The organism is Paenibacillus sp. FSL F4-0122 (genome assembly GCF_038002845.1).
GTDB classification, from domain to species: domain Bacteria; phylum Bacillota; class Bacilli; order Paenibacillales; family Paenibacillaceae; genus Paenibacillus_AQ; species Paenibacillus_AQ odorifer.
This window is the reverse complement of record NZ_JBBODI010000001.1, coordinates 3057428-3084251: the sequence shown is the minus strand read 5'-3', so window position 1 is coordinate 3084251 and position 26824 is coordinate 3057428. Positions and strand designations below refer to the sequence as shown.

The following is a 26824-nucleotide window of genomic DNA, read 5'->3' as shown; positions in this document are numbered from 1 at the left end:
TCCCTTCTAAATGTCCGCATTGAATTATAGCTCTATTCTGGCTTTTTGCTGTTTCACTCTGTGGTTTCGATTCAGAATCCATATAGCTGCGCACCCATATAAAATCATTGGAACCCAACCGCTCTCCCCGGCCACATACTCCAACATAGGTGAAGAACTGACAGTAATATTGTGCAAAACACTATCTACAGCATTATTAGTTCCGTGTAAAAGCACTGCCGGCCAAATACTACCGGAGGACAGACGCAGTTCATTTATAATGATGCCCGCAAACATAACAGATAAGGTAAAGAGCACCACCACGAGCCAGCGGCTTCCAGAGGAATGATAAGCACGCGGCCCAAGAATCCCCGGATAATGCCATATAGCCCAGATTAAGCCCATTGTTACACTAGAACTTACTCTTCCCATCCATTGAAAACGCGGGAGCAGCCAGCCCCTCCAACCGATCTCTTCCCCCAAAGCAGATAACGAACCAAGGACAATGTAAACGAGCAAATATATAACAATCTCGATCCATGAATCTGGAGGAATTAAGCTTGAAGTCCATTCCATCCAATAGACAGCATAACCCGCTCCCAGTGAACCTAAGGGAATAACTAAAGCCAATATGTATTCTTTGCCTCCCCTAAATTTGAAGCCCAACCTTCTCCATCCCTCAGCACTGTATCCATCTCTCACAATCAGAAACATCATGATACATACTGCGAAAAAAGGAGTAAACCCATACAGACCCTGTGCCGATTCCGGAAGCAGTAACATCCCTAACGCCATTGCCCATACGATAATAATAAATAGTAGAGATTGTTTCTTGTCTGAGAGCAATATTATCACCTGCCTTTTTTAGATATAAGGAACTACATTTTCCTATTTAATCCAATTGTATATAAACTGGCAGGACGTTTCACCGAAAACAACGTTCGCTAAAACCACAATTCTTTTGCGGTACTGCTTATCTGTATGCCGCAAAGTCTTCAGAAAGGTTGTCCCAAAAATAGGGAAATGGTGTGCGATGTGCAGCGTAAGTGTAAACTAATTAGGGAAATACTCCCTGAAAATAGCCGATATTCGCTCTAAAAGGACAAAATCAGGGAATTCCTCCCTAATAATCAGGGAGATTTCTTTATTAGTTACTGAATCGGCCAAAATTTAGGGAAGTTTTCCCTAATTATATGTCTTATGAACAGAAATCTCTGAATTTCAGGGAGAAATTCCCTAATTGCTGTATAAGTGCTTCGCTTATTGCATCATTTGGAGCATCACTAGGTACGCCCCTTGATTCAATTGGTTATCAAATAAAGGATGCTCCGCCGTACGCCGAATGATGAAACCGCAAAGTGTATTTGGATAACCGAAGAACAAACGAAGATTGCGGGGATCTCGGGGATTCCAGTGATTTCTGCTTTGCGGCACAAAAAAGTGACGTTAGAGATCGGGTGGCTTTCACTTGCCCATAATCTACTGAAGCAAGCTGCAGTTGACCAAAAATGCAGAACAGCGATTCTCCAATATTAGGAGAATCGCTGTTCTGTTTGGCTTTTATGGTTTTGGGCATGAACGTTTTGGGGGCAGCCTTTTTCTACCTAAATATTCTCTTAATAGGTCCACCAGTTGCCAGACATAACGATCATCGAAAACAGCTTGATGCTGTCTTCATAGTAATCTTCTGCAGCACTGCTTGCTGTGTGGCTCCAGAGAGAATTCAACCAGCTTTGGTAAGTTGATGAGGTCATCGCACTGACCCCAAATGGAGCATAGAAGGCACCGCTGTTGTAACTTCCAAATACGGTTCCGTTTAGCTTGTACCCATCTTTTATACTACCAGGTGTACTGCTTACTTTAGTCTTAATCCAGCTATTCATCTTATTAAGCTGCGTAAGCGCCCTGCTGTCTCCAGTAATCAAATAATCTGTTGCGATCCGCCATGGGGTACGACAAGAATTGTAATTGTAATTCCCGTCATTGGCATCTTCAAGGAAATTCGCCGCAGCAGGTTTATACACACCCCCAGAGTAAACTACGAAATCAGGCAAGAGTCCAGTGCTAGAGCTATAACCCGTATAAAGGCTATTTATAATCGTGTACGTTTTATCGATAACATTCGTCCAGCGGGTATCTCCTGTAGCCTGTTGGAATGCTTTTAAATGATTTAGCATGAAATCCGAAGGTCTAGTTGCTGTATTATACGAGCCACTATTCGCCCAGTCACCTAGACGGATCGTCCACTGTGTCTGGTTAATCTCATTGTCCATAATCGCATTGATGATATCTTTTGCAGCTTGTAAATAATTGATCGTACCACTACTTCCCCACTGCTTGTCCGCAAGCAGCAATGAGAAAGCTATATCCATATCTCCATCTGTAGCCGAATCCTCTCCTTCAATGTTTTGAAAGCTGCTATTTTGCTTCCAGGACATCAAATAAGGGTTAATTGTACTTGGATGAGCCTTGTAATAATTATATAAGCCGTCAAAATAAGTCTGAGCATTACTGTCATAACCAGCCATCAAAACTGTGAACAACATCCCGTAACCATGTGCTTCAGATACCGTTTCTCCATCTGAATTATACTTAACGTAATATTTGCCAGTGCCAGCTGGTTTGAGATAGGCCGTTTTCCACGCATCCCATTTGGTCTTCACTGAATTATCCATACTGGTCTGGGTTACATTGTTCGGCTTGATAGATCCACTCGTGTAGGTGGTGTGTTGCGGAAAAGGTTTGTTCACTGCTGCAAACGCGGAACCGGCAGGAAGAATACTAATTATCAAACATACGACAATAAGGCTTCTCCAACTCAACCTAAGCTTTGCATTCTTCTTCATCATTCATTGCCTCCTCTTCAATTGTGGTAATTTGAAAGAAAACAGCAAGCTAATTCGTATTCGTCATCATTGTAATACAGAATATGGAATTAATATATAATAAATCCCATTAATAGATCATTAGTACTATATATCTGAGACTTAGATTTGTTCTCACTCCTCAACTAAAAAAGGATGATCCCACAACCAACTTCATTCATGGCTGTGCAAACATCCTTTAGATAAAAATTCATTCGCTATTCTCGTAATTTATTTAATTTAAGTCGATACGCAATGTATGGAAGACCCGGAAAGACCAACATACAAAGTGTGACCACTACTAACACTAGGCTGATATTCCTCACCATCTCAGGTAACCATCCATTAACGCCCAAGATCGCTAGGAAGATAAAAACAATCAAAGCTATAAGCAATGGCAAGGCTGCTTTGCTCATCGTTTTCTTTTCACGTTCATATTTGTCAATGAGGGTCCCAGTGTCTGAGTAGATAGGCGCCGTACCTGCAGCTGCCCGAAAGATATGAAACCCATTTCCGGCAGAACAGACATAGGTCCATCCGGCATCTTCAAAAATCAAATAATACTCCTCATCCACATTCGTGTGATAATCTACACTGTACTCAAAAGTCTGGGGATCTCCCTTTCTTAACTTATAACCAAATGGTGCAAAGCTTTCCAGGAGCCAGCCCCTTTTGGCATACTTACTCAATTTCTGCATATCACCTTTTTCAGTAAAAGCTAAGCCCCCGCTGGTCACATATTTTGTATTCTTCATGCCTATTCCCCACCTTTTATTTGAGAATTTGTTCTGCATGTCTAATCATTTCTTTTCGGCGCTCTACTTCTTTTCTTAGCAATCCAATCCCTTTTTCTGTTGCAATATACGTTTTTCGTTTGTCATCCTCTTCTTCTTTATACAGCTCAATAAATTCAGCCGCTAACAGCTTCTTAATGGTTGTATACATGGAAGCAGGCCCAATTGAAAATTGATTGTTCGTCATCGTTTCGATCGATTTCATAATTAGATATCCGTGTTTGGCTTCGACTAAAGATAAGAGAATATAAAATGCAGTGTCTGTGAGCTCTCCCATTTCCAATGAGTCCGTTCTTGACACTTAATCACCTCCTCATATGTATCATTAAAAGATATATCATTAAATGAACTATATCTTTTAATGATACACTTGTCAACTGCTGGCATAAAATTCAAACTACCTTCTCATACTAGGTGAAGAATATGGAGGTGAATGTCATGCCCAAAAATAGTGCCAATCCCAAAGAAGCTCCAGGTAAACATCAACCAAGTAAGAAAAACAATGCGGAGAATAACAACAATTTCAATGAAGCCGCTCAGATGGTGAACATCGATAAGGCTGCTGATTATGTGCCCAGCTTAAACGGTGTCTCCAAAACTGATGTCTAAGCTAGACCGCTAATAACTTCTTATATTTCAAACAAAAAAACACTCCTCAGAATTTTCTGAAGGAGTGTTTCAATCCGTGGCAGCTTCATTTCAAGCTCTCTAACTCAGCAGTCACTTTTTCAATTAAGTTCACGAAGGAAGCCAGCTCTTGAGAGCTTTTGACTTGATCCTTGGAATACATTGAGTTATGTTCCGATTCTTTTTTCACCTTGGAAAGGGTGGCATTGATATTGTCTAGTTTCTGGTCAATGGTTACCAATGAATCCTTTGAGCGGCGGGCTAGCTTACGAACCTCATTAGCCACAACTTCAAACCCTCTTCCAAACTCCCCAGCTCTGGCGGCTTCGATAGCCGCATTTAAGCCTAAAAGATGCGTATGATCAGCCACTTCTCTAATCATCGTACCCACTTGATGAATAGACTCCACCTCTTTGTCTAAATATAATACCGTTTGATGCGTTTTCTCTTGATAATCAGCATTTTTACTAGCTAAACTTTCTATCGATTCACTGCTATCCTTTAATTGAACCATCAAAGATACCAGCTCCTGAACGGCTGAACTCACTCCTGTAAGCAGGTGATTTTGCTTCTCCAGCAAGTTTTCAATTTTTGCTTTTTCATCCACTTCATAGGCTTCAAGAACGAGCTGTGAATCGAGATTAAACATCTTGGTTAAGGCATGAATAACAGGCTTCCACTCGTTTGGTAATATCCGTTCAAAATAAGCAGTAGCCAGATCCAGATATAATATGTACGTCCCCAAATACCAATTCGTTGTTAATCCAATACGAGAATGGATTTTCCCGATAAGCAAACGTCTTTCAATAAATGCTTCATCGATCACACCAGAGGCCATGGATAAAAAATACCACTGCTGTGTTTCTTTTAATCGATCCAGTGTACTGTGCTGCTCAATGATGTGGAGCAATTCTGGCTCCATCGTCATCTGTTTATACAGTTCCTCAACCAATGAGCTAACGATTAATTTGAATTCTTTCTCCTTGCTTTTTAATAATTCTAAATCAGCTTCAGTAATCCCTATGTAGCTAACTTGCTGGAGTCGTTCTGGACTAAGATTGATCATAACGTTGTTAACATCCCCCTCATTCTGTTTATTTTTCTCAGCCATCCCCTATGGCATCTATATCTCTTGATTATAAAGGTATTATTTCAATAAATTTTAACACTATATTTACCTATATTGCTTAATAATTTTACAAAACCTCACTAGTTGCCCTTAGATTTGGCTTCCTATTCATGAATAAAGGACTGCCGCGGCAGCCCTTTCAGTTTCAAGCTTTAATTTATGCCGCCATTTCACGGCAAACTCTTGCACAAGCAAAACAAGCTTCTGCACATTGCTGGCAATGTTCATGATCATGCTTTTGGCATTCGTTGCCGCAGGCTTCACAAGCTTCTGCACAAGCCAGACAAATTTCTTTTGCATATTTACTGTTCATCGACATCGCATGAGCTGCGAACTCGCATATATCAGCACATTCACGATCCAGGCGAATGCACTCCTTCATCATCCCCACATGATCCTCATCCAAACAAGCTGAGTAACAGTGATTACAAGCTACCATACATTTCAAACACTCTTCAATACACACTTTGTAGTTTTGATGTGCCATAACACATACTCCTCTCGAAATCATAAATTAGGATAGTCCCCTACTCTATATATACCCAATTTGAGCAAATAAAAAAGGATTCCAAGGAATCCTTCCGATTGATCAATTATCTAATTAATTTATTGATGGTAACTAATAGCTCATCCAGTACCTCGTTCTCACCATCCTGGATACGTTCCACTACACAACTTTTCATATGCTGCTCCAGCAAAAGCTTGCCCACGCCGTTCAATGCAGATTGGACCGAGGAGATTTGATGCAGCACATCATCACAATAGGTGTCTTTTTCAATTAACCCTTTTAGCCCTCTAACTTGACCTTCAATTCTATTGAGCCGGCTAATCAAATTCTTTTTAGTTTTATCTGAGTGATGACTTTTCCGCTCATCCGTACTGCATGATTCATGCTCGTGAGTCAGATTATCCATGCACCGATCACCCCTTTCCTCGTATTTTTATTATACTATAGCCCCCCTATTCTATTCAAAAAATAAATCATTGATTAGATTTTCAATTCTTCATGAACTATAGCTGAAGTTTCAACCTGAATGGTTGTATGTTGAATTTTGAAATGATCGGCAATTAACCGAATCGCTTGCTGCAAAATGCGTTGGTCATCTGCTTCCTCTTCAATTAAGATATGACAGCTGAGTGAATCTAATCCCGAAGTTATGGTCCAGATATGCAGGTCATGGACATTTTTAACCCCCTCAATGCTTTCGAGGATTTCCTTTACTTCAGCTGGATTAATTGTAATCGGGGTGCCTTCCATAAGGACGTGAACGGTATGTTTGATAATTCCCCATGCCCCTCTAAGAATCAATAGAGCAACCAGTACGCTTATGATTGGATCAGCAACATACCAGCCAAAAATCATCATGATTAAACCGGCAATAATTGCCCCTACTGAACCTAAAGCATCACCAAGCACATGGAGATAAGCACTACGGAGATTAATGTTATTTTTCACATCCCCTTTTCTCATAAGCGACCATGCACTAGCCACATTGGCTAAAAGACCAATACTTGCGATCAGCATCATAGATCCGCTGGCAACTGTCGGCGGCTCAAAAAACCGCCCATAAGCTTCTACAATGATAAATCCAGCAACTACAAATAAAGTAACTCCGTTTAAGAGTGCCGCCAAAATTTCAAATCGATGAAAACCATACGTTTTGTTCGGAGAAGCAGGTTTAGTTGCAAACCAGACCGCTACTAGGCTTAATGCTAGAGAGCTTGCATCGTTTAGCATATGCCCACTGTCCGATAACAGGGCTAAGCTGTTAGTAATCAACCCACCAAAAAACTCCAAAAACATAATTCCAACCGTAATGATCAACGCAATCAAAAGCCCTTTTTTATTTCCACTAGGATCAAAATGTTGATGCCCATGAGAGCCATGGGAGTGACTGTGTCCTTCATGAGCGTGGTCGTGGTTACTGTGATCGTGATTGGACTGTTGCCCGTGTACATTCTCGACCTGATGATTGCGTTTGTTCTTCTTGTTCATCATGCTTAACCTCCTATTACCTTCAGCTAGATAGTATTCGTAGCCCTGCGCAGTTACATTCAAAAGCTCCAGTTAATAATAACATATGAGCATGTGTTCATATGTTATTATTAACTGGATTTTTCTTCTTGTCAATAAAAAAGCAACAAATGATTGTCTCTGACCTAATAAAATAAAGAGGACCCTCCGCAGCTCTTCCTGCATGAAGGATCCTCTCGAATCAGAACCGTGTATTAAATCAAATCTGATTGTTGCAGCAATCTTTGGATGATAGCCGCAACTTCTGCTCTCGTAATGAAGGCTTGTGGGGCAAGTACATTTCCGCTTCTGCCCGTGATGATTCCTGCTTGCAGGCTGTCTGCGATGCCACTCTTCGCCCAGTCTGATGCTTCATTCGCATCCGTGTAAATGCTCAGCAGCTCGCTTGCTTCTTTGGCCGGAAGATTTGTCTTCAAATCGGTAATCACCATAGCTTTAGCAATAATACTCATCGCCTGTTCCCGAGTAATCTTGTCTGTTGGATGGAACGTTCCATCTTCAAAACCGTTGATTAGCTTATAGGAGTAAGCTGTCTGCACAGCATCATTATACCAATCTGAGACCTTTACATCCGTAAAGGATGTTGTCCCGCTTTCCAACTTCAATCCCAATCCACGTACGATAATCGCCGCAAATTCTGCACGTGTAATCTCCAGATTAGGGTTAAACAAATCGTCGCCGACTCCATTAATAACCTTACGGGAAGCCATCTCATTGACAATGTCCTTAGCCCAGTGGGTGGCGACATCCTTGAAGTTCTGTGGATTTTGAACTACAAAATACGTACTGTTCGTTAAACTGTGTATTTTCGCAAAGTGTTTGCCATCAATGGCAACAATCTGTGTGGGTACATGGCGGAACGTCCCCCCCGCTTCAAGCACTAGCCCAGTCGTGATCTTCTTAAGGTCTACACCATCCGCTAGAGGAATAGTTCTTTCCACATAGGTATTAAACTTAGTGAGTTCAACAGTTTTCCCAGCGTAAGTAACCTTCACCGTGAAATCTAATGGCTGAGCTACCAACGTTAGCTTTTCATTGGCTGCCAACATTTCTATTCTTTTCAGTGCATCCGCAGTCGGAACAGAAATTGAAATTTGCACCTTCACATCTTGTAGAGCAATGTCTGTGCCAAACTGTTTTGAAATTGCACTGATATCAATCTGTGCTGCTGATATTGTATAAGTACCTTTTGGAGTACGAATGATTAACAGCGCCTGCTTCTGCTCCATATCTTTGATGATTTGGCCATTAAGCTCGCCAATAATCACATCTGAAGTCGCAGTCACAGGGATAGTTATAATTGCATTCTGGTCTTCCTTTTCGATACGTTGCTCTATTTTTGCCTGATCTACAACAATCGTGGTAACCGTCTGCCCGTTATGCTCAGATATCGTTGCTGTTCCGGCATTTTCAACCTTACCGTTCACCAATACCTCAACCATGCTGCTAGATGGTGTAGCTGCAGCTGTAGCAGTGGATCCTACTGTTGCAGTTGGTGCAGTTGTTGAAGGTGGTGCAGTCGGTGTTGATGTCGGTGTTGATGTCGGTGATTCTGTTGGCGTTGGCGTTGGCGTTGGCGTTGGCGGTGTAGGTGTAACCTCAACCTCCGTTGATGACTTCGGTGTCACGGAGTTCGAAACTTCAGAAGCTACACTACTACCAGCGCTATTAATCGCTTTAACTGTAAACGAATAAGTGGTTCCATTCGCTAGACCTGTTACCGTTATTGGACTTGTTGCCCCAACTGTTACGATATTACCCGGAGAAGCAGTAACCTCATAATTCGTAATTGGAGTTCCCCCGTTCGAATCAGGAACTGCAAATGTCACAGTCGCCTCGCCATCTCCCGCCACCGCTATTAAGTCCGTAGGTGCAGATGGTGATGTTCTTGGTTTCGTGCTGACTTCGTTAGAAGCTGCACTCTCCCCGCCCGGATTAGATGCCTTAACTACGAAATAATAAGATTGGCCATTAGTTAACCCTGTCACATCATAGTTGTAGACAGATTCGCTTACTGTAGCCACTTGTGTCTCATAGATTCCGGAAGTGATACCTTGATATATAGTGTATCCAATCGCACCCTTCACCGGATCCCATGTTAAGCCGATGAGGCCATTACTTGCCACAGGTGAATGAAGTATTGGCGCGCCCGGCGCTGGAACCTGCGGCGTTCTAGTTACTTCATTGGAAGCCGCACTGATACCATCAGGATTAACAGCTTTAACAATAAAATAATAAGCAGTTCCATTAATTAATCCTACAGCATCGTAACTGTTCTCAGAGCCACTTATAGTAGCTACCTCAGCTCCATAAACACCTGAAGCTGTAGACTGATATACAGCGTAACTATCGGTACCATATACGGGACTCCAAGTAATACGAATATGTCCGTTTCCTGCTGTTACAGACTCAATACTTGGCGCAGCAAGTTCAGGCCAGGTAAGGTCAATAACTGCACTAGTGATCTCTGTAAGTCCTGTCGCATCAAATGCCAGTTGCGCTCCTGTGATTCCAGCTGCATTCGTAGCTCCCAGATCCGTAAAAGAAATGAAGCCCGCTACTGCCGTCAACGTCGTATTCCCCGTCAACGTCCAGCTTCCAGTGTCCTTCTTCGACACAGTAACTACCGTACTGTTGTCGCCAATATTCACATTCCCAAACTGATCCAGCAGCGTTATCACTGGCTGCTGCGCGAAGCTACCGCCATTGGCTTGCGGGGCACTTACGCCCGTGGTCAGCTTCATTATCGCTGTGCTACCTGCGACAGGTGTAACGTTCAGCGCTGTTGCTGCTGGCGTGGCTACGCCTGCTTGGCTGAACACAACCGCTTGCGCGCCAGCTTTGTTCAGCTTCAGGTTCACCTGTGCTACACCCTCAACGAAATCAACGTTGATCTTGCTCGGTGAAGCTGCCAAAGCGGTGCTTCCTAAGCTTCCGTACGTTCCGTCCGGCGCAACACCATAACCCGTTACCGTCACTTCTTTCGTTCCGGTGAACGTTGTATCTGTATTACCCAGCGAATTTTTCACGGTCAGCGTAATGCCATTATCTACACCTACGACAGGCGTCAAGGTCGCTGCTGAGGCGGTGATGCTTTGTGCTCCCTGTGGCTGTGGAAGATTCAACGCTACACTAGTGACCTGTGGAAGTCCTGTCGCGTCAAATGCCAGTTGCGCTCCGGTGATTCCAGCTGCATTCGTAGCTCCCAGATCCGTAAAGGAAATGAGGCCCGCTACTGCTGTCAACGTCGTATTCCCCGTCAACGTCCAGCTTCCAGTGTCCTTCTTCGACACAGTAACTACCGTACTGTTGTCGCCAATATTCACATTCCCAAACTGATCCAGCAGCGTTATCACTGGCTGCTGCGCGAAGCTGCCGCCGTTAGCCTGCGGCGCACTTACGCCCGTAGTGAGCTTCATTGTCGCTGTGCTACCTGCGACAGGTGTAATGTTCAGCCCTGTTGCTGCTGGCGTGGCTACGCCTACTTGGCTGAACACAACCGCTTGCGCGCCAGCTTTGTTCAGCTTCAGGTTCACCTGTGCTACACCCACAACGAAATCAACGTTGATCTTGCTCGGTGAAGCTGCCAAAGCGGTGCTTCCTAAGCTTCCGTACGTTCCGTCCGGCGCAACATCATAACCCGTTACCGTCACTTCTTTTGTTCCGGTAAACAGAGTGTCCGTGTCGCCCAGCGAGTTCTTCACGGTCAGCGTAATGCCATTATCTACACCTACAACTGGTGTCAAAGTCGCCGCTGAGGCAGTGATGCTTTGTGCTCCCTGTGGCTGTGGAAGATTCAACGCTACACTAGTGACCTGTGGAAGTCCTGTCGCATCAAATGCCAGTTGCGCTCCGGTGATTCCAGCTGCATTCGTAGCTCCCAGATCCGTAAAGGAAATGACACCCGCTACTGCCGTCAACGTCACATTCCCCGTCAACATCCAGGTTCCAGTGTCCTTCTTGGACACAGTAACAACCGTACTGTTGTCGCCAATATTCACATTCCCAAACTGATCCAGCAGCGTTATCACTGGCTGCTGCGCGAAGCTGCCGCCATTGACCTGCGGGGCACTTACGCCCGTAGTCAGCTTCATTGTCGCTGTGCTACCTGCGACAGGTGCAATGTTCAGCACTGTTGCTGCTGGCGTGGCTACGCCTGCTTGGCTGAACACAACAGCCTGCGCTCCCGCTTTATTCAGCTTCAGGTTCACCTGTGCTACACCCTCAACGAAATCAACGTTGATCTTGCTCGGTGAAGCTGCCAAAGCGGTGCTTCCTAAGCTTCCGTACGTTCCGTCCGGCGCAACATCATAACCCGTTACCGTCACTTCTTTTGTTCCGGTAAACAGAGTGTCCGTGTCGCCCAGCGAGTTCTTCACGGTCAGCGTAATGCCATTATCTACACCTACAACTGGTGTCAAAGTCGCCGCTGAGGCAGTGATGCTTTGTGCTCCCTGTGGCTGTGGAAGATTCAACGCTACACTAGTGACCTGTGGAAGTCCTGTCGCATCAAATGCCAGTTGCGCTCCGGTAACTCCAGCTGCATTCGTAGCTCCCAGATCCGTAAAGGAAATGAGACCCGCTACTGCTGTCAACGTCGTATTCCCCGTCAACGTCCAGGTTCCAGTGTCCTTCTTCGACACAGTAACAACCGTACTGTTGTCGCCAATGTTTACATTCCCAAACTGATCCAGCAAAGTAATTACTGGCTGCTGAGCGAAGCTGCCGCCATTGGCTTGCGGAGCACTTACGCCTGTGGTCAGCTTCATTGTCGCCGTGCTACCTGCGACAGGTGTAATGTTCAGCGCTGTTGCCGCTGGCGTGGCTACGCCTGCTTGGCTGAACACAACCGCTTGCGCGCCAGCTTTGTTCAGCTTCAGGTTCACCTGTGCTACACCCTCAACGAAATCAACGTTGATCTTGCTCGGTGAAGCTGCCAAAGCGGTGCTTCCTAAGCTTCCGTACGTTCCGTCCGGCGCAACATCATAACCCGCTACCGTCACTTCTTTTGTTCCGGTAAACGTTGTATCCATATTGCCCAGCGAGTTCTTCACAGTCAGCGTAATGCCATTATCTACACCTACGACAGGTGTCAACGTCGCCGCTGAAGCGGTGATGCTATATGCAAGAGTAGGTCCTAGGTTCAGGGTCATTTTAGTGAAATAATCCCCCACGACCTTAAAATTAGTACCATCGTAAATAATACCATTAAGATTAGAGGTAAGATCAGATATTTCCTGAGTCCACGTGGATCCGTCTGCCGAGGAGAATAACTCCCCCTTCAATCCAACAGCCAGAAAACTTCCATTACCAAAGCTGATATTATTTAGTGCGCTAGCTGATATTGTAACCTTCGTAAAAGTTACCAAATCTTCTGTGGTTAGAATTACTGCCTGCTGGCTAAGTGTATCTTCTCCAACCAGAATATAAGCTCTGCCATCATAGGCAATTCCCTTTAAAGAAGTATTGGGGAACCCAATCTCTAGGGGCACATTCCACTGTATTCCATCCGATGATTTTGCGATAACAACGCTCTCTTGCTCATAAGTAGTACTATTGTATTTCATCCCAAGAGCTACAAATTGATTATTCAAGTAAGCTACTGTATTAAATGCAAAATCCCCATTTTTAAATCTCTCTGTCCATGAGGTTCCGTTAACTGAAGAATAAATTCCGCCATAATCGGAAACTGCAATATACTGATTTGTGCCAAAAGCAATACCTGTCAGATTGTCCTGCACTCCGGTATCTGTCGTAGTCCAAGTGTCACCGTTGGTCGAGGTCACCACTTTGGCGTTAAGATTGTAGTTTTCTTTATCTGTAACTGCAATAAACTTCCCTGCTCCATAAGTGACCGCATTCATTCCCGGCAGCTTAGAGGGTGTGACATCGTTCCATACTGCGGAGCTAGTAGATTTGTAAATAGAGCCATATTCCCCGGATGAGACGGCAACATAATTGCCATTACCATCCTTAGCAATACTTTTCAGATTACCGCTGACATTACTCCACGCCGAGAGGTCAGAAGAAACCAGCAAGCCGCTGCCCCCTGAGGCAACATATTTGCCATTTCCGTAAACCATATTGTTCACCATCATTGTTGTATGGGTATCCGAAGATGTCCACTGGCTGCTGTCCAGCGGAGCCGCAGGAGATTTATAAATTACGCCCTGCCCAAACAACAAATAGCTCCCATTTAAAGAACCTCCCCCATAAAATTGCTTATTATCCCATGAGGCATCAACGGTCCAGTTAACACCGTCTGTAGAGGTGAATACTTTTTTAGCATAAGGAGTCACGATATAACTAAAGAAACGATTATTTAAATAGATTACATTCGTAACATAAGGCCAGCTAGAATTATAGTGGTTGATCACAAGATCGGTTAAGGTAACCGTTGTCCAATTGATCAGATTCGTTGAGGTATAATAGACAGCATTGTTAGCAGAGACCACATATTTGTTGTCGCCATAAGCAATATCCGTTAAGCTTTGCATTCCGAATATTGCATTGGTAGAAGTGATTCCTGTGTCTGTCCAGTTAATGCCATCCGAGGATTGTAGAAGAGTTACATTATAAGAAGGTGGATTGGTGCCAGGTATATATACTGACTGCCATACAAAAAACTTTCCATTGACCGCTTTCAACCTTTCCGGAGTGATAGCTAACGTTTTTTTTGTCCAATTTTCACCATCGAGTGAATTGTATACTGCCTTTTCGCTACCATCAATAGCTAAGAACAGCCCATTAGCGAACACAATAGAAGTTAGTTTGGGGTTCCCCGCCTTATTGGAGATAGACCAATCTACGCCATTTGATGATGTAGATATCCCTCCTTGGCCCACCGCTACAAAAACATTGTTACCAAATGCAACACTGCTCAAATTTCCAGCTGATGTGGAGCTTTGATCTATGATATTGCTATTGCTGGGTGCTGCATAAATTACTGCAGGCATAAACAGAGAACTGACGATAGAGAATACTAAACTTATTGCTAATAAAAGATTGCCACTCCGCTTAATCACAATTTTCCCCCTTTGGCATTACACCAAAATATAAATACTTCCACCATATGGAGATTAGATGTCTTTTCTAAGATTTGTAGCCATTTGGTTTGATTTTTATATCGGTATAATCCGAGAGAAATATTACGAATTTAACATTAAATTTTGATTAAAAACAACAATAATTTACACGCTTCACCTATCCATTTCCACAACCTTACAAATGAGAAAAAAACCTATTAAATATCAGGACTTAATCCTGAATTTAATAGGCTCTCAAGCTTTTGCTCGTAGAACTTTTTAAGCTACTTAATCTTTTTTATTAAATAGAAATCGCTGCTTCTAAAGCTACTTCCATCATGCCGTTGAAAGAATTTTGTCTTTCTTCTGCCGTGGTTACAGCATGAGTAACTAACGAATCAGAAATGGTAAGAATACATGCAGCTTGTTTACCTAACACTTTCGCATTATGGAACAACGCATAACTCTCCATTTCTACACAAACACAGCCATGTTCATTGTAAAATTCATTAACTCCAGGCACATTGTCTTCATGATAGAATACATCGCTGGAATGAATTCTCGCCGTCAGAACTGGCTTGTTAATACGTGTAGCCGCTGCTTCAATGACTTCGTTCAATTCTTTACTTGGCAGCTGGATATCTCCTTCTACACCGCTTTGCACATAGGCATATGTAGATTCACTCCACGCGCTATCCGCCAACACCACGTCAAATAAATTCAATTTATCTGTGTATGCTCCAGCACTACCGATACGAATGATGTTTTCCACACCATAGTTTTTGTATAGTTCATAAGAATAAATACCGATACTTGGCATTCCCATTCCCGAACCCATTACAGAAACCTCTTTGCCTTTATAAGTTCCTGTATATCCAAACATATTACGTACCGTATTAAATTGGGTTGGGTTCTCCAAATAGGTTTCTGCAATATACTTCGCTCTCAAAGGATCTCCTGGCATTAATACTGTTTTGGCGATTTCACCATTTTGTGCTGCATTGTGCGGCGTTGACATAATTTATTCCTCCTATGTTGATTACTCATTACTATCTTACTATACCATTCATCATTTTAAATATACGTTTAAAATTTTCTTTTATTGCGACAAAAATACTGCTACTGAATCTCTTTTTATAATTTATTAGCAAACTCGTTAAGTTTTTGGGACATTATCTTTATTTCCTCAATAAATGTAGAAGTATGCTGAACAGACGCCGCCTGTTCTTGGCCGATAGCTGCTATCTTCTCTATCGAATTAGCCATTTGATTCGTAATTCCCTTGATCTGTAACATGGTTTTATTTATGTTTTGCGTTGAGGCAACGGTTTCCCTTGAAAATTTCCGGATTTCCTTGGCTACGACTTCAAAACTTCTACCTTTCTCACCTGCATGCGCTGCTTCTATTGCAGCATTCAGCCCAAGTAAATTCGTTTGATCAGCAACCCTGTTAATAATGGATAGGACTTCTGTTGTATTCTCTACATCTTTTCCAGCCTGCTGAGATTGAATGAGTAGTTCCTGAGAGTGATCCGAAAGTGAACTTACGCCATAGGAAATATTATTAATTTGCTCATTGGCTTGGGATAATGATTCCGAGATTTGTTCTACAATGGCTTTTAATTCACTTTGTCTTCGAATCTGAACTGCAATCCCGCCAATGACTTGTCCCGTTTGATCGTGAAGAGGTGTTGCTGTACCTGTAAACTCAAATCCATAAAAGTGGGCTGGAACATCGGACTTCAAGGTACGATTCTCTTGTATCGCTAAGTAAAGCGGTTCTTCTTTGTTTAAAGATTGTCCTTCGTTAATGTTTAAATTTATGGTGTCGCCAGGAAAATAAGCAACGAACCGTTCCAAATCACATATCGCTATTGATAAATCAGCCGGGATCGATAATTTTATAATAGGTATAAGTGAGATAAATTTGTCTAAAGATTCAATGTTGTTAATCACAGAAATATAGTCTCCATTCCAGCAAAACGTTATTTATAGCGCACCAAGTCTAAGCAGATCATGCCTTACATACATGCATTTAATCTAAATATTTAATTTTGCTTAATTCATATTTTAGATATGTATTCGCGAAAATCTTCATAAAATCCTCCAAAAAAGTTTACAAACACCCATTTCTCTCTCACAAAAGACGGATAACATAAAAAAAAGCCCCCACTTTGTGAAAAGTGAGGGCTTTCGTTCTCTTGCTGTTACTAATAATATCGATTAGTTACGGATCAGATAATCAAATGCTCCTAGCGCTGCAGTTGCACCGGATCCCATCGAGATAATGATTTGTTTATAAGCACTATTAGTGCAGTCACCAGCAGCAAATACTCCTGGTAAGCTAGTAGCACCATGGCTATCTACAACAATCTCACCTACGCGAGTACGTTCAACTGTGTCACCTAGCCATTCTGTATTTGGAACCAGACCGATCTGTACAAATACACCCTGCAATTCAACATGGTGAGTCTCTTCTGTCGCACGATCAACATAAGAAATACCATTTACCTTATCAGTTCCGGTAATTTCTTTAGTTTGCACGTTTTTAAGAACAGTAACGTTAGGAAGGCTGTAAAGACGATCTTGCAGTACAGCATCAGCTTTGAGCTCTGGAGCAAATTCCAGAACCGTTACATGCTTCACTATACCTGCAAGGTCAATAGCTGCCTCAATACCTGAGTTACCGCCGCCAACAACTGCAACATCTTTGCCTGCAAACAAAGGACCATCACAGTGTGGGCAGTAGGCTACACCTTTGTTCTTGAATTCAGCTTCACCAGGCACGCCCATATTCCGCCAGCGAGCACCTGTAGACAGAATGACCGTCTTACTCTTTAGAACAGCGCCGTTCTCGAGTTCAACTTCAATTAAGTCATTTTTGTCTAGACGTCTGACACGCTGCAATTTCATCACATCAATGCCATACTCTTTTACCTGCTCTTCAAGTTTAGCTACGAGTTGAGGACCTTCAGTGTACTTCACACTAATAAAGTTCTCGATACCAAGCGTGTCGTTAACCTGTCCGCCAAAGCGTTCAGCAACAATACCTGTACGAATACCTTTACGTGCCGCGTAAATGGCTGCACTTGCACCAGCTGGGCCGCTGCCGACAACAAGCACATCATATGGAGCTTTATTGTCAAACTCTGATGCGTCCACACTGCTGCCCATTTTAGCTAAAATTTCTTCAACCGTCATACGACCACTTTCGAAAAATTCACCATTAAGGTAGACGCTTGGAACAGACATAATTTCTTTGCTTTCTACCTCTTCTTTGAATACTCCACCGTCAATCATCGTATGGGTAATGCCCGGATTAAAGATACTCATAAGATTCAGTGCTTGTACAACATCAGGACAATTATGACAGCTCAGGCTAACATAAGTTTCAAACTTATATTCACCACTAATGCCTTTGATCTGATCAATTACACTTTGCTCAACCTTAGGAGCTCTTCCGCTAACTTGCAACAGAGCCAATACTAATGAAGTAAATTCGTGTCCAAGCGGAGTTCCGGCAAAGGTTACACCCGTATCTTCACCCACACGATTTACACTAAAGCTTGGGGTTCTAGATAGTTCGGTTCTTTCCACCGTAATCCTAGCTGACATTTTGGCAATTTCATCAACTAGTTCAGTCATCTCTTGTGATGCCTCGTCAGCGCCTGCACTGAGTTTCAGTACTACATCGCCTTCCAAGAGTTCTAGGTATTGCGCTAGTTGAGCTTTTATTTCTTGATCTAGTTTCATTTAGCTTTCGCTCCTTAAATCTTACCTACAAGATCGAGACTTGGTTTAAGAGTTTCTGCACCTTCCGACCATTTCGCTGGGCAAACTTCACCTGGATGATTGCGTACATATTGCGCTGCTTTAATTTTGTTAACAAGAGCGCTAGCATCACGGCCGATACCACCAGCATTAATCTCAACAGTTTGAATAACACCGTCTGGATCAATGATGAATGTACCACGATCAGCAAGACCGTCAGCTTCGATCAATACATCAAAGTTGCGGGAAACCACATGGGAAGGATCGCCGATCATAATGTACTTCACCTTGCCAATTGCTGCGGAGCTTTCATGCCATGCTTTATGTGTAAAGTGTGTGTCAGTAGAAACGGAATATACTTCAACACCTAGTTGTTTGAGGGTTTCATATTGGTTCTGCAAATCTTCTAGTTCAGTTGGGCATACGAATGTGAAGTCAGCTGGGTAAAAGCAAACTACACTCCATTTACCTTTGAAGTTTTCTTCTGTAACATCGATAAATTTCCCATCTTGAAATGCGCTTGCTTTGAATGGTAGTACTTCTGTTCCGATTAATGACATATTGTTTAATCTCCTTTGGGTTTAATTTATGAATAGAGTGGATACTATTTATAATTATTATAATTAACCAAATTAAGGCCTGTCAAGTTATTTATAATAATTCTAATATGATAATCGTTGTCAGTCGCTAAATGTTCATACAAATTCCTTTCTTTCGGATTTAAATACAACACTTTATCATCTGACTGATGCTCATTCGTACTTATTGACTATTATGGTTTAGTTTACATGTTTTATGTAGTTCAATTTCTACAATTCGATGTCTTCTACTATTAAATTGATAATATTCAAGGATTCTTCCGCTACTGTTGGGTTAGAATATCGATTTCCATTATAGGTGATCAGTGCTTTCCATAAAGCCCACCCTCTTGCTCTATTCCACGTTTGTGCATCCATGTTTAATACCTTTTTAAAGATTCTTCTACTAGCCTCATCAAAAAAAGTCCACGCCATTGCAGCATCACAAGCAGGATCACCCACCCCTAATATGCCAAAATCAATGACTGCACAAAGCTGTCCGTCTTTGACTAATATATTTCCAGGTGCGATATCACCATGAACCCAAACTGGTTCTGACTCCCATTCAGAGTCTAATGCCAGTTCCCAGATCTTTTTCAATAGACCTTCATTAAAAATATCTTTATTATGCTCAATCGCATTTCTAGATTCCTCATCATATACAGCTAAGGACCCACCTCTATAAAAATTATGCTCTCCGGCTAAAGGTCCCCCACTAGCATCAATAGACTGTAATTCAATTAAAAAGCTTCCCAAGTCTCTCGCAAATTGATTGAGATCATTAATGTTCTCATGGGATAAAGTCTCTCCCTCTAGCCAATTATTAATAGACCAAGGCCAAGGATATTCTTTGGTAGGTGTCCCTTTTGCTAATGGTGTTGAAATAGGTAACGTCAGTCCTTTCTTTAAAAAAGGTAACCATAGTTGTTCTTTCTCCACTTGAGGAACATAAGCGGCTGCACTTGGTAATCTCACACTCATCTGTTCACCTAAATGAAAAGTCCGATTATCATGCCCACTGAATTTTACAGACCTGATCTCTAAATCGGACCATTCAGGAAATTGTTCATTTATTAATCTTGCTACTAAATCGACGTCTATAGTATGCATAATATCTCTCCACATATATGAAATTGAAGCAACACCAGTTGCGGAATCCGGGCTGATGTTGCTTCTTTTTAACTATGAAATGGATACAAGGGTCTACTTCAGATAGGTTCCTGACTCTCCGATTCCACCACTACCGTTCAATACATATACACGCGCATTTCCTTTACCGGAGCAGTTGATTGTGATCACACCGTTGGTAACGGTTTTCGTATCACCAGTGACCGCATCCACATAAGTTCCGTTAGGAATTCCGGTGAATGTTGCATTTCCTGAGATCGTAACCAAAGCAAAGCTATCGATTCCTTTGCTACTATCAGTGTATCTTCTTTTAAATGCCAAATCACCTGATACATTTTCTGTAGAATATTGGCCTTTTTGCAAAGCAGGAACAGCTCTTCTGATTAAATTAAGTTGTCTGATATGTTTCGCCAGAGGATAATTTAACGAGTCTGCAAGTGTGCCAGTAGCATTGGTATATTTACCGTAATCTTGAACAGTAACACTACCCTCAATATGATCGCCAAAGTAAGCACGGCCTGTTGTACTTAACGGTGCATTTGGACCTACATCTATGACTGATCCTTTTTTAAACTCAATTTCAGAACCATAATAGATCGCAGGTATTCCTCGGAAGGTGAACATCAGAGCGAGATTCTCAGCCCAAGTGTCCTGTGTGCCGGCAAATCTTTGATTTTCTGGTGCCTGGTCAGGTGCATAGTCATGAGAGTCAATATAAGTTACATTCCAGGTAGCATCATTATAGAATTGATCACCGCTTCTCATACTGAATGCTTCCTGAGCAGTCTTGAAGGCCCAGTGCATTGGAAAATCAATAACATCCATACCCGATTTCATCGAATAGTCAGGCGTATGATAAGTATTTCCTGTTAAAAAAGCATTGTTCGAGGTAGGCTGTCCTGCTGTAGTAGAGTTATCTGCCCACTCTTGCTCCACCGATAGCTTGTTGGAAGCGTAATCATTTTGACCATCACCTGGATAGGATTTTGAGCTTTTCCAAGTATAAAATGGTGTTGATATCGCCGGAATTCCACTGTTCCAGACATCTCTGTACCGAGTAGCCACTTCCCCAAAGACAAAGAAGTCTGAGCCTCCTCTTGTTTTCCATGCCGGCACAAAATATTTGTTAAAAATATACCGGCTTACATGCTTTACAGTATCGACCCGAAAAGCATCCACACCCATATCAATATATTGATTATAGCTGTCGATTAGATACTGATTCACTAGAGGATTTTCTGTGTTTAAGTCCACACAGTCTCCCGCAATCTGTCCTGTCTGGACGGTGTAAGACTCCCAAGAAAGACTTTTTTCCGTATGGTAAATGTTATTGTTAGTCTCCGCAGTCTTCATTAAGGCAAGTCTTGCCTGATATTGCTGATCAGGGGTCATGGAATCATAGTTAGCTGGCAGCTTATCCGTAATTTTGAGCATGTTACTCACGGTGTCCGCCGCCGTCGGATCTTTTTTGAACATCGGGAACAGATTTTCTTCTCCAAAATTACCGGTATGATTGACGACAATATCTTGAATAACCTTTATCCCTCTAGCGTGCGCCGCATTGATCAAATCCTGATAAGAAGCCCCTGCGGATTCATATCTTGGATCTATTTTTGCAAAATTAATTGCATGGTACCCATGATAATCATAACCGCTGGCATTCTGCACCACAGGTGTAATCCAGATGGCACTGAATCCTAAGGCTTTAATGTAATCGAGCTTTTGAATCAGTCCTTTAAAATCCCCTCTCCAAGCTGGATCTGAGTCCGGATTTCCTGCCTTGGCATCCTCCCATGCATGCTCGTTGTTACTCTGATCGCCATCATAGAACCGGGAAGTAATTACAAAATAAATCGTATCTTCACGAAAATCGCCCTTATTACCAATGTTATAAACAAAGCTCTGTTTAGTTTCATTTCCGGCACCATCGATCACAAGGAATTTTAATGTTGTCGTCTTGTTAATCAAGATAGACGGTCCCGCAAGAGAAGTCAGTGCATTGCCTGAAATATAGACTTTTGAACTCGTTGTTGGTTCCGTACCATTATCTGTGTAATAGGCTGTGGTCATTGCCGCTTTGTTGTCTTTTATATTAAAAGATACGGAAACCGCTGAGCTCGAATTCCCAACAGGCAGATTCGCAGTGATAATCGGAGCTTGCAAATCGGCATTCAGATCAATCACATAAGCAAAAGAGCCTACATTACCCGCTTGCCCTATAGAGTTAACGCCGAATGCTTTGATAGTCAAAGATGAAGGTACTTGGATTGGAGTCGTATACAACGTTGAGGTTGTCGTAGGTGTCGAGCCATTGGTCGTATAATAAATTTTATCGCCGCTATTTGTACTGGATAGTGTCACCGTTTGCGCAGAATCATAGGTTTTGGGCACAGGAGAGACGGTTATCACCGGAACCTTAGGAACGTCTGGATTGGCGTCATACCATACATTATCTGAGTTATACCAGCCCTCTTTTATGCTGCGAGATAAGTCAGCCGTCTGTTTGCCATTGCCGTCATTAAAGATCAGGCTTGCACCTGTAGCATTTGGAACAGTATAGCTATACCAATCGTTTCCGTCTGATTTCATCAGAATTCCTGGCCACGCTCCACTAGTCGGAACGGTTGCCGGATTCAGATTCCAGTAATGGATGCGGATCGCTGCATTCCAGCTTGCTGGTTTCTTAAAGTGAACGGTTAGCCCCGCTGAAGTTGGTGTAGGTGTTGGTGTCACAGTTGGGGTAGGAGTTACCGTAGGTGTTGGCGTCACTGTTGAGGTAGGAGTTATCGTTGGTGTTGGTGTGACAGTTGGTGTTGGCGTTATAGTAGGTGTTGGGGTAGCTCCAGCCGAAAGGGTCACATAGTCGATATTAATATTCCCGCTATCATCCGAGTCATATTTATAAGCGAGCGTGTTATTTCCTGCCTGTAAGGAGAGCGTTTCTGTTTGGCCTGCCCATGTATCCCAGTTGGCCAGGTTCGCTAATGTTGTCTGTTTAACCTTTATTCCATTGACATAAATGGACACCTTTTTGGCACTGCCGGATGCATTAGCATAGTGAAGCGTGGCATTATAGGACCCTTCTGCGGAAGCCTGGACGTTAAAAGTGGCAGTTGCTCCTGTAGTTGTGTATCCATCAACAAAACCGGTGCCCGAATATCCGGTGTGATTCGTATTTACTTTTGCACCACCAGACAGGGATGCACTCTCTGCTTCGTATTTCCCGGCAACCGGAATAACAACCGTCCAGTTCTTCCCGCCGTTATTGTCCCAACTATCCGTTGGAGCCGTGATGTGATAACAATAAATTAGGGTGGCGCCTTCCTGAACATTGAGGTTGGCGGTGAACGTAGTTCCATTTTTGGTCATCACCGTGTCCGTAGTATTAGCCCAGTTATTCGTAGTCCAATGTAAGGTCACAGCTGACGCTGTGGGATTGGTGTAGGTGACTGTATGATCCGTATTGCTGGCCGATGCTCCACCCGATAAACCAAATAAACTAAAAATGAGCGAAAAAATAATTAACCACGAAATATAACGCCTGGATTGTTTGGATACCAAGTAAATAACCTCCTCATAATTTTTAGTGCAGCTACGATTTTTATGCTTATCGTGTGGTGCAAACGTTTGCAAAAATGAGAAAAAAAGAAATACTTGATAGTTTTGATCTCCTCCTTCCATGATAAATAAGGAAAAAGCTCATTGAATGCGTTTACAAATAGCTCTATATGTGGTGGATTTTCCTTGTTAAGATTATAGGCGCCAAACTTTGACTGGTCAATGCATCTTTTAGGCTATAATTCAATCGTTTTCACTATAAGTTGCCTAAGATAGCATGCAAGTTATTCAGGTTCTTAGCAAGCCAATTCATTTCTTTTGCAAAACGTTTTGGAGGTACACTATGTTTGTCCATCTCGGCATTAATCCACCATGGGCTTTCCATATACCACAACAACTGCAATGATTTTGTTAAATCCCCCTGCTCCACCGTTCGTTCCTCACGATATCCGTCAATAAATGCTGAGGCTAGTGCTCCATCTAAATCTTCATCTAGAGCACATGACATCACTGCTCGCGCTACATCTAGCTGCGGATAATCATATTTGAACCGATCAAAATCTAGAATTGCAGACAATTGGCTATCTTGAAATAAAAGATTATCAACCCATAAATCACGATGTGCCCATCCAGCTTCAAGTCCTTCGAATATTTCCGGATCTATTTCTTCAGTCGCTCTTAGTTGTATCTCTAGGTCAGTGATAAGTGAGGTTTTACCCATTTCCTTTGATTGTTGTAGGAGTACATTCCAATGTTCTAAACGTTCCTCAGGGCTTTGTGGAATAAATTGTGGGGTTCTTTTCAAACTAAGGGTCCCATCATTTAATAAACGATGCATTTTACCTGTGGCACGACCCAAATCAAACATTTGATGGATATTAATCTTACCCGGCTCTATGACACGGCCTTCACAATATTCCATTGCCATAAACGTTTCTCCCTGATCTGATTCCAGTAAAACATTATTGTTATAAGCCAACAATCCGGGACATGGGAGCCCCTGTAGATACAATCTTTTCTGTTGAGAAAAGGCAAAGTTCAGCTCTTCTGGGTTATACAATTTATATCTTTTTTTGTTGTATTGTTTAAGTAGAAATTGCCCTGAATCCGTTGTGATTTTCCATTTAAGATTTAACCAGCCACGTTTTATTGGGGTAGCATGAAGGACTTTCAATCCAAAAAAATGATAGAAACTATTACTTAAATCCTCTAAAATGGCTTCCTCTGAACGAATCGCTTCCATTTCATCAACTCCTATCTATTCAAAGTATAAAAGAAGAAGCCGCCAATGACGACTTCTTTTAGATATTTCTTTTTATCAGAAAAAGTTATCTATAAATGAGGCTCCCGCCTTGGAGAAACTCTTCTGCCTTCTCTTGCATTCCTGATTCAATTCTCGTCGAATTACGGATATTATGAGAGATCTTCATACTGCAAAATTTCGGCCCGCACATGGAACAAAAATGAGCTGTTTTAGCGCCTTCCGCAGGCAATGTCTCATCATGATATTCGAGCGCTCGCTCAGGATCTAACGATAAATGAAATTGATCACGCCAACGAAATTCAAAACGGGCTTTCGAAAGAGCGTTATCCCGGTCTTGTGCTCCTTTATGCCCTTTCGCCAAATCTGCGGCATGTGCCGCTATTTTATAAGTAATGACCCCTACACGTACATCTTCCTTATTAGGCAGGCCAAGATGCTCCTTCGGAGTTACGTAACATAACATTGCTGTACCGAACCAACCAATCATCGCTGCACCTATAGCAGAGGTAATATGATCATACCCCGGCGCAATATCTGTAGTCAGTGGACCTAACGTATAAAAAGGGGCTTCGTTGCAAGTTTCAAGTTGCTTATCCATATTCTCTTTAATCAAGTGCATCGGCACATGTCCTGGACCCTCTACCATCACCTGTACATCATGACTCCAAGCCATAGCTGTTAATTCACCTAACGTCTCTAACTCGGCAAATTGTGCTTCATCATTCGCATCAGCAATCGAACCCGGACGTAATCCATCGCCTAGGGAAAAAGAAACATCGTACAGCTTCATGATTTCACATATCTCTTCAAAATGTGTATATAAAAAGTTCTCTTGATGATGCGCAAGACACCATGCCGCCATAATGGAACCACCTCTTGAAACAATGCCAGTCATACGTTGTGCCGTCAACGGGATATAACGAAGCAGAACCCCCGCATGAATGGTAAAATAATCAACCCCTTGCTCCGCTTGCTCAATGAGCGTATCACGGTACACTTCCCACGTTAAATCTTCCGCTTTCCCATTCACTTTTTCCAACGCTTGATAGATAGGCACCGTTCCAATAGGAACAGGAGAATTACGGATGATCCACTCGCGTGTAGTGTGGATGTTTTTACCTGTGGAGAGATCCATTATATTATCTGCCCCCCAGCGGATGGCCCATCTCATCTTCTCTACCTCTTCCTCTATGGAGGAGGATACTGCGGAATTTCCTATATTGGCATTGATCTTCACTAAAAAATTGCGTCCAATAATCATCGGTTCACTCTCTGGATGATTGATATTCGCTGGAATGATGGCGCGGCCGCGGGCTACTTCATCTCTAACAAATTCCGGTGCCACATTCTCACGAATCGCAACGTATTCCATTTCCGAAGTAATAATCCCTTTGCGTGCATAATGCATTTGAGAGACATTACGCCCCTTTTTCGCTCGCAAAGGTTTTCTATGGAGCGCTGGAAACACTTCCGCCACAGCTTTTCCTGTTGCATTCCCGTTATCTTCAGGCTTCACGGTTCTTCCTTCGTACGCTTCCGCATCCCCTCGTTCCTCAATCCAGCTTTGACGATTGGGCTCTAACCCCTGACGAATATCAGTATGAATATTAGCATCCGTGTAAGCCCCGCTTGTGTCATAGACATGAATTGGGGAATTCTCCTCTTCGCCGTCTATGCCCGCAGTTGGACTAAGTGAGATCTCCCGCATAGGCACCTGAATATCAGGCCGTGAACCCTTTACATACACTTTTTGACTTGCTGGAAAAGCTGATAAATTGATTGGATCGTTGTTCAATTCGCTTGTCATCTCAATTCCTCCTATAAGGTGATTTGATCAAGCGGAGACGGTCTACTCCCCACACATAGAAAAGGCCACATCTGTATAAGATGAGGCCTTAGAGTAGACAAATAGAAATAGAGCTCCATTTCCTCCGCTGGCATTATCCAGATCAGGTTTGACGGTCGATAGTTATAACTATCCTCTCAGCCTGGTCCCACCAAGCTCCCGTAACTATATAATTGCTACTTCAAAGTATAACCGAAAAGAGAGAATTATCCAAATCTACTCAAAT

At 42.6% G+C, this 26824-nt stretch carries 18 protein-coding genes, 1 pseudogene and 1 riboswitch; of the genes and pseudogenes, 2 read left to right on the top strand and 17 right to left on the bottom strand.

The features are described from left to right. Positions 1–24: 24 nt before the first annotated feature. Entirely contained in the window at positions 25–825 is an 801-nt protein-coding gene (locus tag MHH49_RS13315; protein ID WP_051491120.1) for a CPBP family intramembrane glutamic endopeptidase, read from the bottom strand. Positions 826–1309: 484 nt separating this feature from the next. Here MHH49_RS13315 and MHH49_RS31175 point away from each other — a divergent pair. Then, a pseudogene (locus MHH49_RS31175) lies at positions 1310–1515 on the top strand (hypothetical protein); the annotation flags it as partial. Positions 1516–1595: 80 nt separating this feature from the next. On the opposite strand, the gene MHH49_RS13310 reads toward MHH49_RS31175, so the two are convergent. From MHH49_RS13310 to MHH49_RS13300, 3 genes are all read right to left on the bottom strand, one after another. After that, the gene (locus tag MHH49_RS13310; protein WP_256715445.1) at positions 1596–2828 is read right to left on the bottom strand and encodes a glycosyl hydrolase family 8; all 1233 of its coding nucleotides are present in this window, start codon (positions 2826–2828) and stop codon (positions 1596–1598) included. Positions 2829–3061: 233 nt separating this feature from the next. Next, positions 3062–3598 (bottom strand): DUF2812 domain-containing protein, encoded by a 537-nt coding sequence (locus MHH49_RS13305; RefSeq protein WP_036681393.1) that lies wholly within the window; start codon positions 3596–3598, stop codon positions 3062–3064. 16 nt (positions 3599–3614) lie between these two features. Further along, entirely contained in the window at positions 3615–3938 is a 324-nt protein-coding gene (locus MHH49_RS13300) for a PadR family transcriptional regulator (RefSeq protein ID WP_036681391.1), read from the bottom strand. A gap of 137 nt (positions 3939–4075) precedes the next feature. Between MHH49_RS13300 and MHH49_RS13295 the strand changes: the two genes are divergently transcribed. Beyond that, positions 4076–4246: a hypothetical protein gene (locus tag MHH49_RS13295; protein WP_155288200.1), complete on the top strand. Its 171-nt coding sequence runs from the start codon at positions 4076–4078 to the stop codon at positions 4244–4246. Between the two features lie 85 nt (positions 4247–4331). Here MHH49_RS13295 and MHH49_RS13290 read toward each other — a convergent pair whose 3' ends face one another. The 13 genes from MHH49_RS13290 to thiC form a co-directional block, all read right to left on the bottom strand. Continuing rightward, a complete protein-coding gene (locus MHH49_RS13290) occupies positions 4332–5375 on the bottom strand; it encodes a globin-coupled sensor protein (protein ID WP_305953526.1) in 1044 nt (347 codons plus the stop codon). 175 nt (positions 5376–5550) lie between these two features. Continuing rightward, positions 5551–5880 carry a four-helix bundle copper-binding protein gene (locus tag MHH49_RS13285; RefSeq protein ID WP_076099969.1) on the bottom strand — a complete coding sequence of 110 codons (330 nt, stop codon included), beginning with the start codon at positions 5878–5880 and terminating at the stop codon, positions 5551–5553. Positions 5881–5986: 106 nt separating this feature from the next. Beyond that, positions 5987–6307 (bottom strand): metal-sensitive transcriptional regulator, encoded by a 321-nt coding sequence (locus MHH49_RS13280; RefSeq protein WP_076099971.1) that lies wholly within the window; start codon positions 6305–6307, stop codon positions 5987–5989. Between the two features lie 74 nt (positions 6308–6381). Beyond that, the gene (locus tag MHH49_RS13275) at positions 6382–7389 is read right to left on the bottom strand and encodes a cation diffusion facilitator family transporter (RefSeq protein ID WP_076280278.1); all 1008 of its coding nucleotides are present in this window, start codon (positions 7387–7389) and stop codon (positions 6382–6384) included. A gap of 233 nt (positions 7390–7622) precedes the next feature. Continuing rightward, positions 7623–14453 (bottom strand): S-layer homology domain-containing protein, encoded by a 6831-nt coding sequence (locus tag MHH49_RS13270; protein WP_341138197.1) that lies wholly within the window; start codon positions 14451–14453, stop codon positions 7623–7625. Positions 14454–14754: 301 nt separating this feature from the next. After that, on the bottom strand, positions 14755–15471 hold the full coding sequence (gene deoD / locus MHH49_RS13265) for a purine-nucleoside phosphorylase (protein WP_036681380.1): 717 nt from the start codon (positions 15469–15471) through the stop codon (positions 14755–14757). Positions 15472–15587: 116 nt separating this feature from the next. Further along, the gene (locus MHH49_RS13260; protein ID WP_076099899.1) at positions 15588–16409 is read right to left on the bottom strand and encodes a methyl-accepting chemotaxis protein; all 822 of its coding nucleotides are present in this window, start codon (positions 16407–16409) and stop codon (positions 15588–15590) included. Positions 16410–16676: 267 nt separating this feature from the next. After that, entirely contained in the window at positions 16677–18206 is a 1530-nt protein-coding gene (gene ahpF, locus MHH49_RS13255) for an alkyl hydroperoxide reductase subunit F (protein WP_036681374.1), read from the bottom strand. A gap of 14 nt (positions 18207–18220) precedes the next feature. Continuing rightward, entirely contained in the window at positions 18221–18784 is a 564-nt protein-coding gene (gene ahpC / locus MHH49_RS13250; protein ID WP_036681373.1) for an alkyl hydroperoxide reductase subunit C, read from the bottom strand. A 249-nt stretch (positions 18785–19033) separates the two neighbouring features. Then, positions 19034–19912, bottom strand: coding sequence for an aminoglycoside phosphotransferase family protein (locus MHH49_RS13245; RefSeq protein WP_076099897.1), 879 nt, complete (start codon positions 19910–19912; stop codon positions 19034–19036). 93 nt (positions 19913–20005) lie between these two features. Beyond that, positions 20006–23491: an alpha-amylase family glycosyl hydrolase gene (locus MHH49_RS13240; RefSeq protein ID WP_341138196.1), complete on the bottom strand. Its 3486-nt coding sequence runs from the start codon at positions 23489–23491 to the stop codon at positions 20006–20008. Positions 23492–23744: 253 nt separating this feature from the next. Beyond that, positions 23745–24731 carry a phosphotransferase gene (locus MHH49_RS13235; RefSeq protein ID WP_341138195.1) on the bottom strand — a complete coding sequence of 329 codons (987 nt, stop codon included), beginning with the start codon at positions 24729–24731 and terminating at the stop codon, positions 23745–23747. An 85-nt stretch (positions 24732–24816) separates the two neighbouring features. Then, on the bottom strand, positions 24817–26559 hold the full coding sequence (thiC, locus tag MHH49_RS13230) for a phosphomethylpyrimidine synthase ThiC (RefSeq protein WP_341138194.1): 1743 nt from the start codon (positions 26557–26559) through the stop codon (positions 24817–24819). Between the two features lie 102 nt (positions 26560–26661). Beyond that, positions 26662–26771: riboswitch (TPP riboswitch) on the bottom strand. Positions 26772–26824 lie beyond the last annotated feature (53 nt).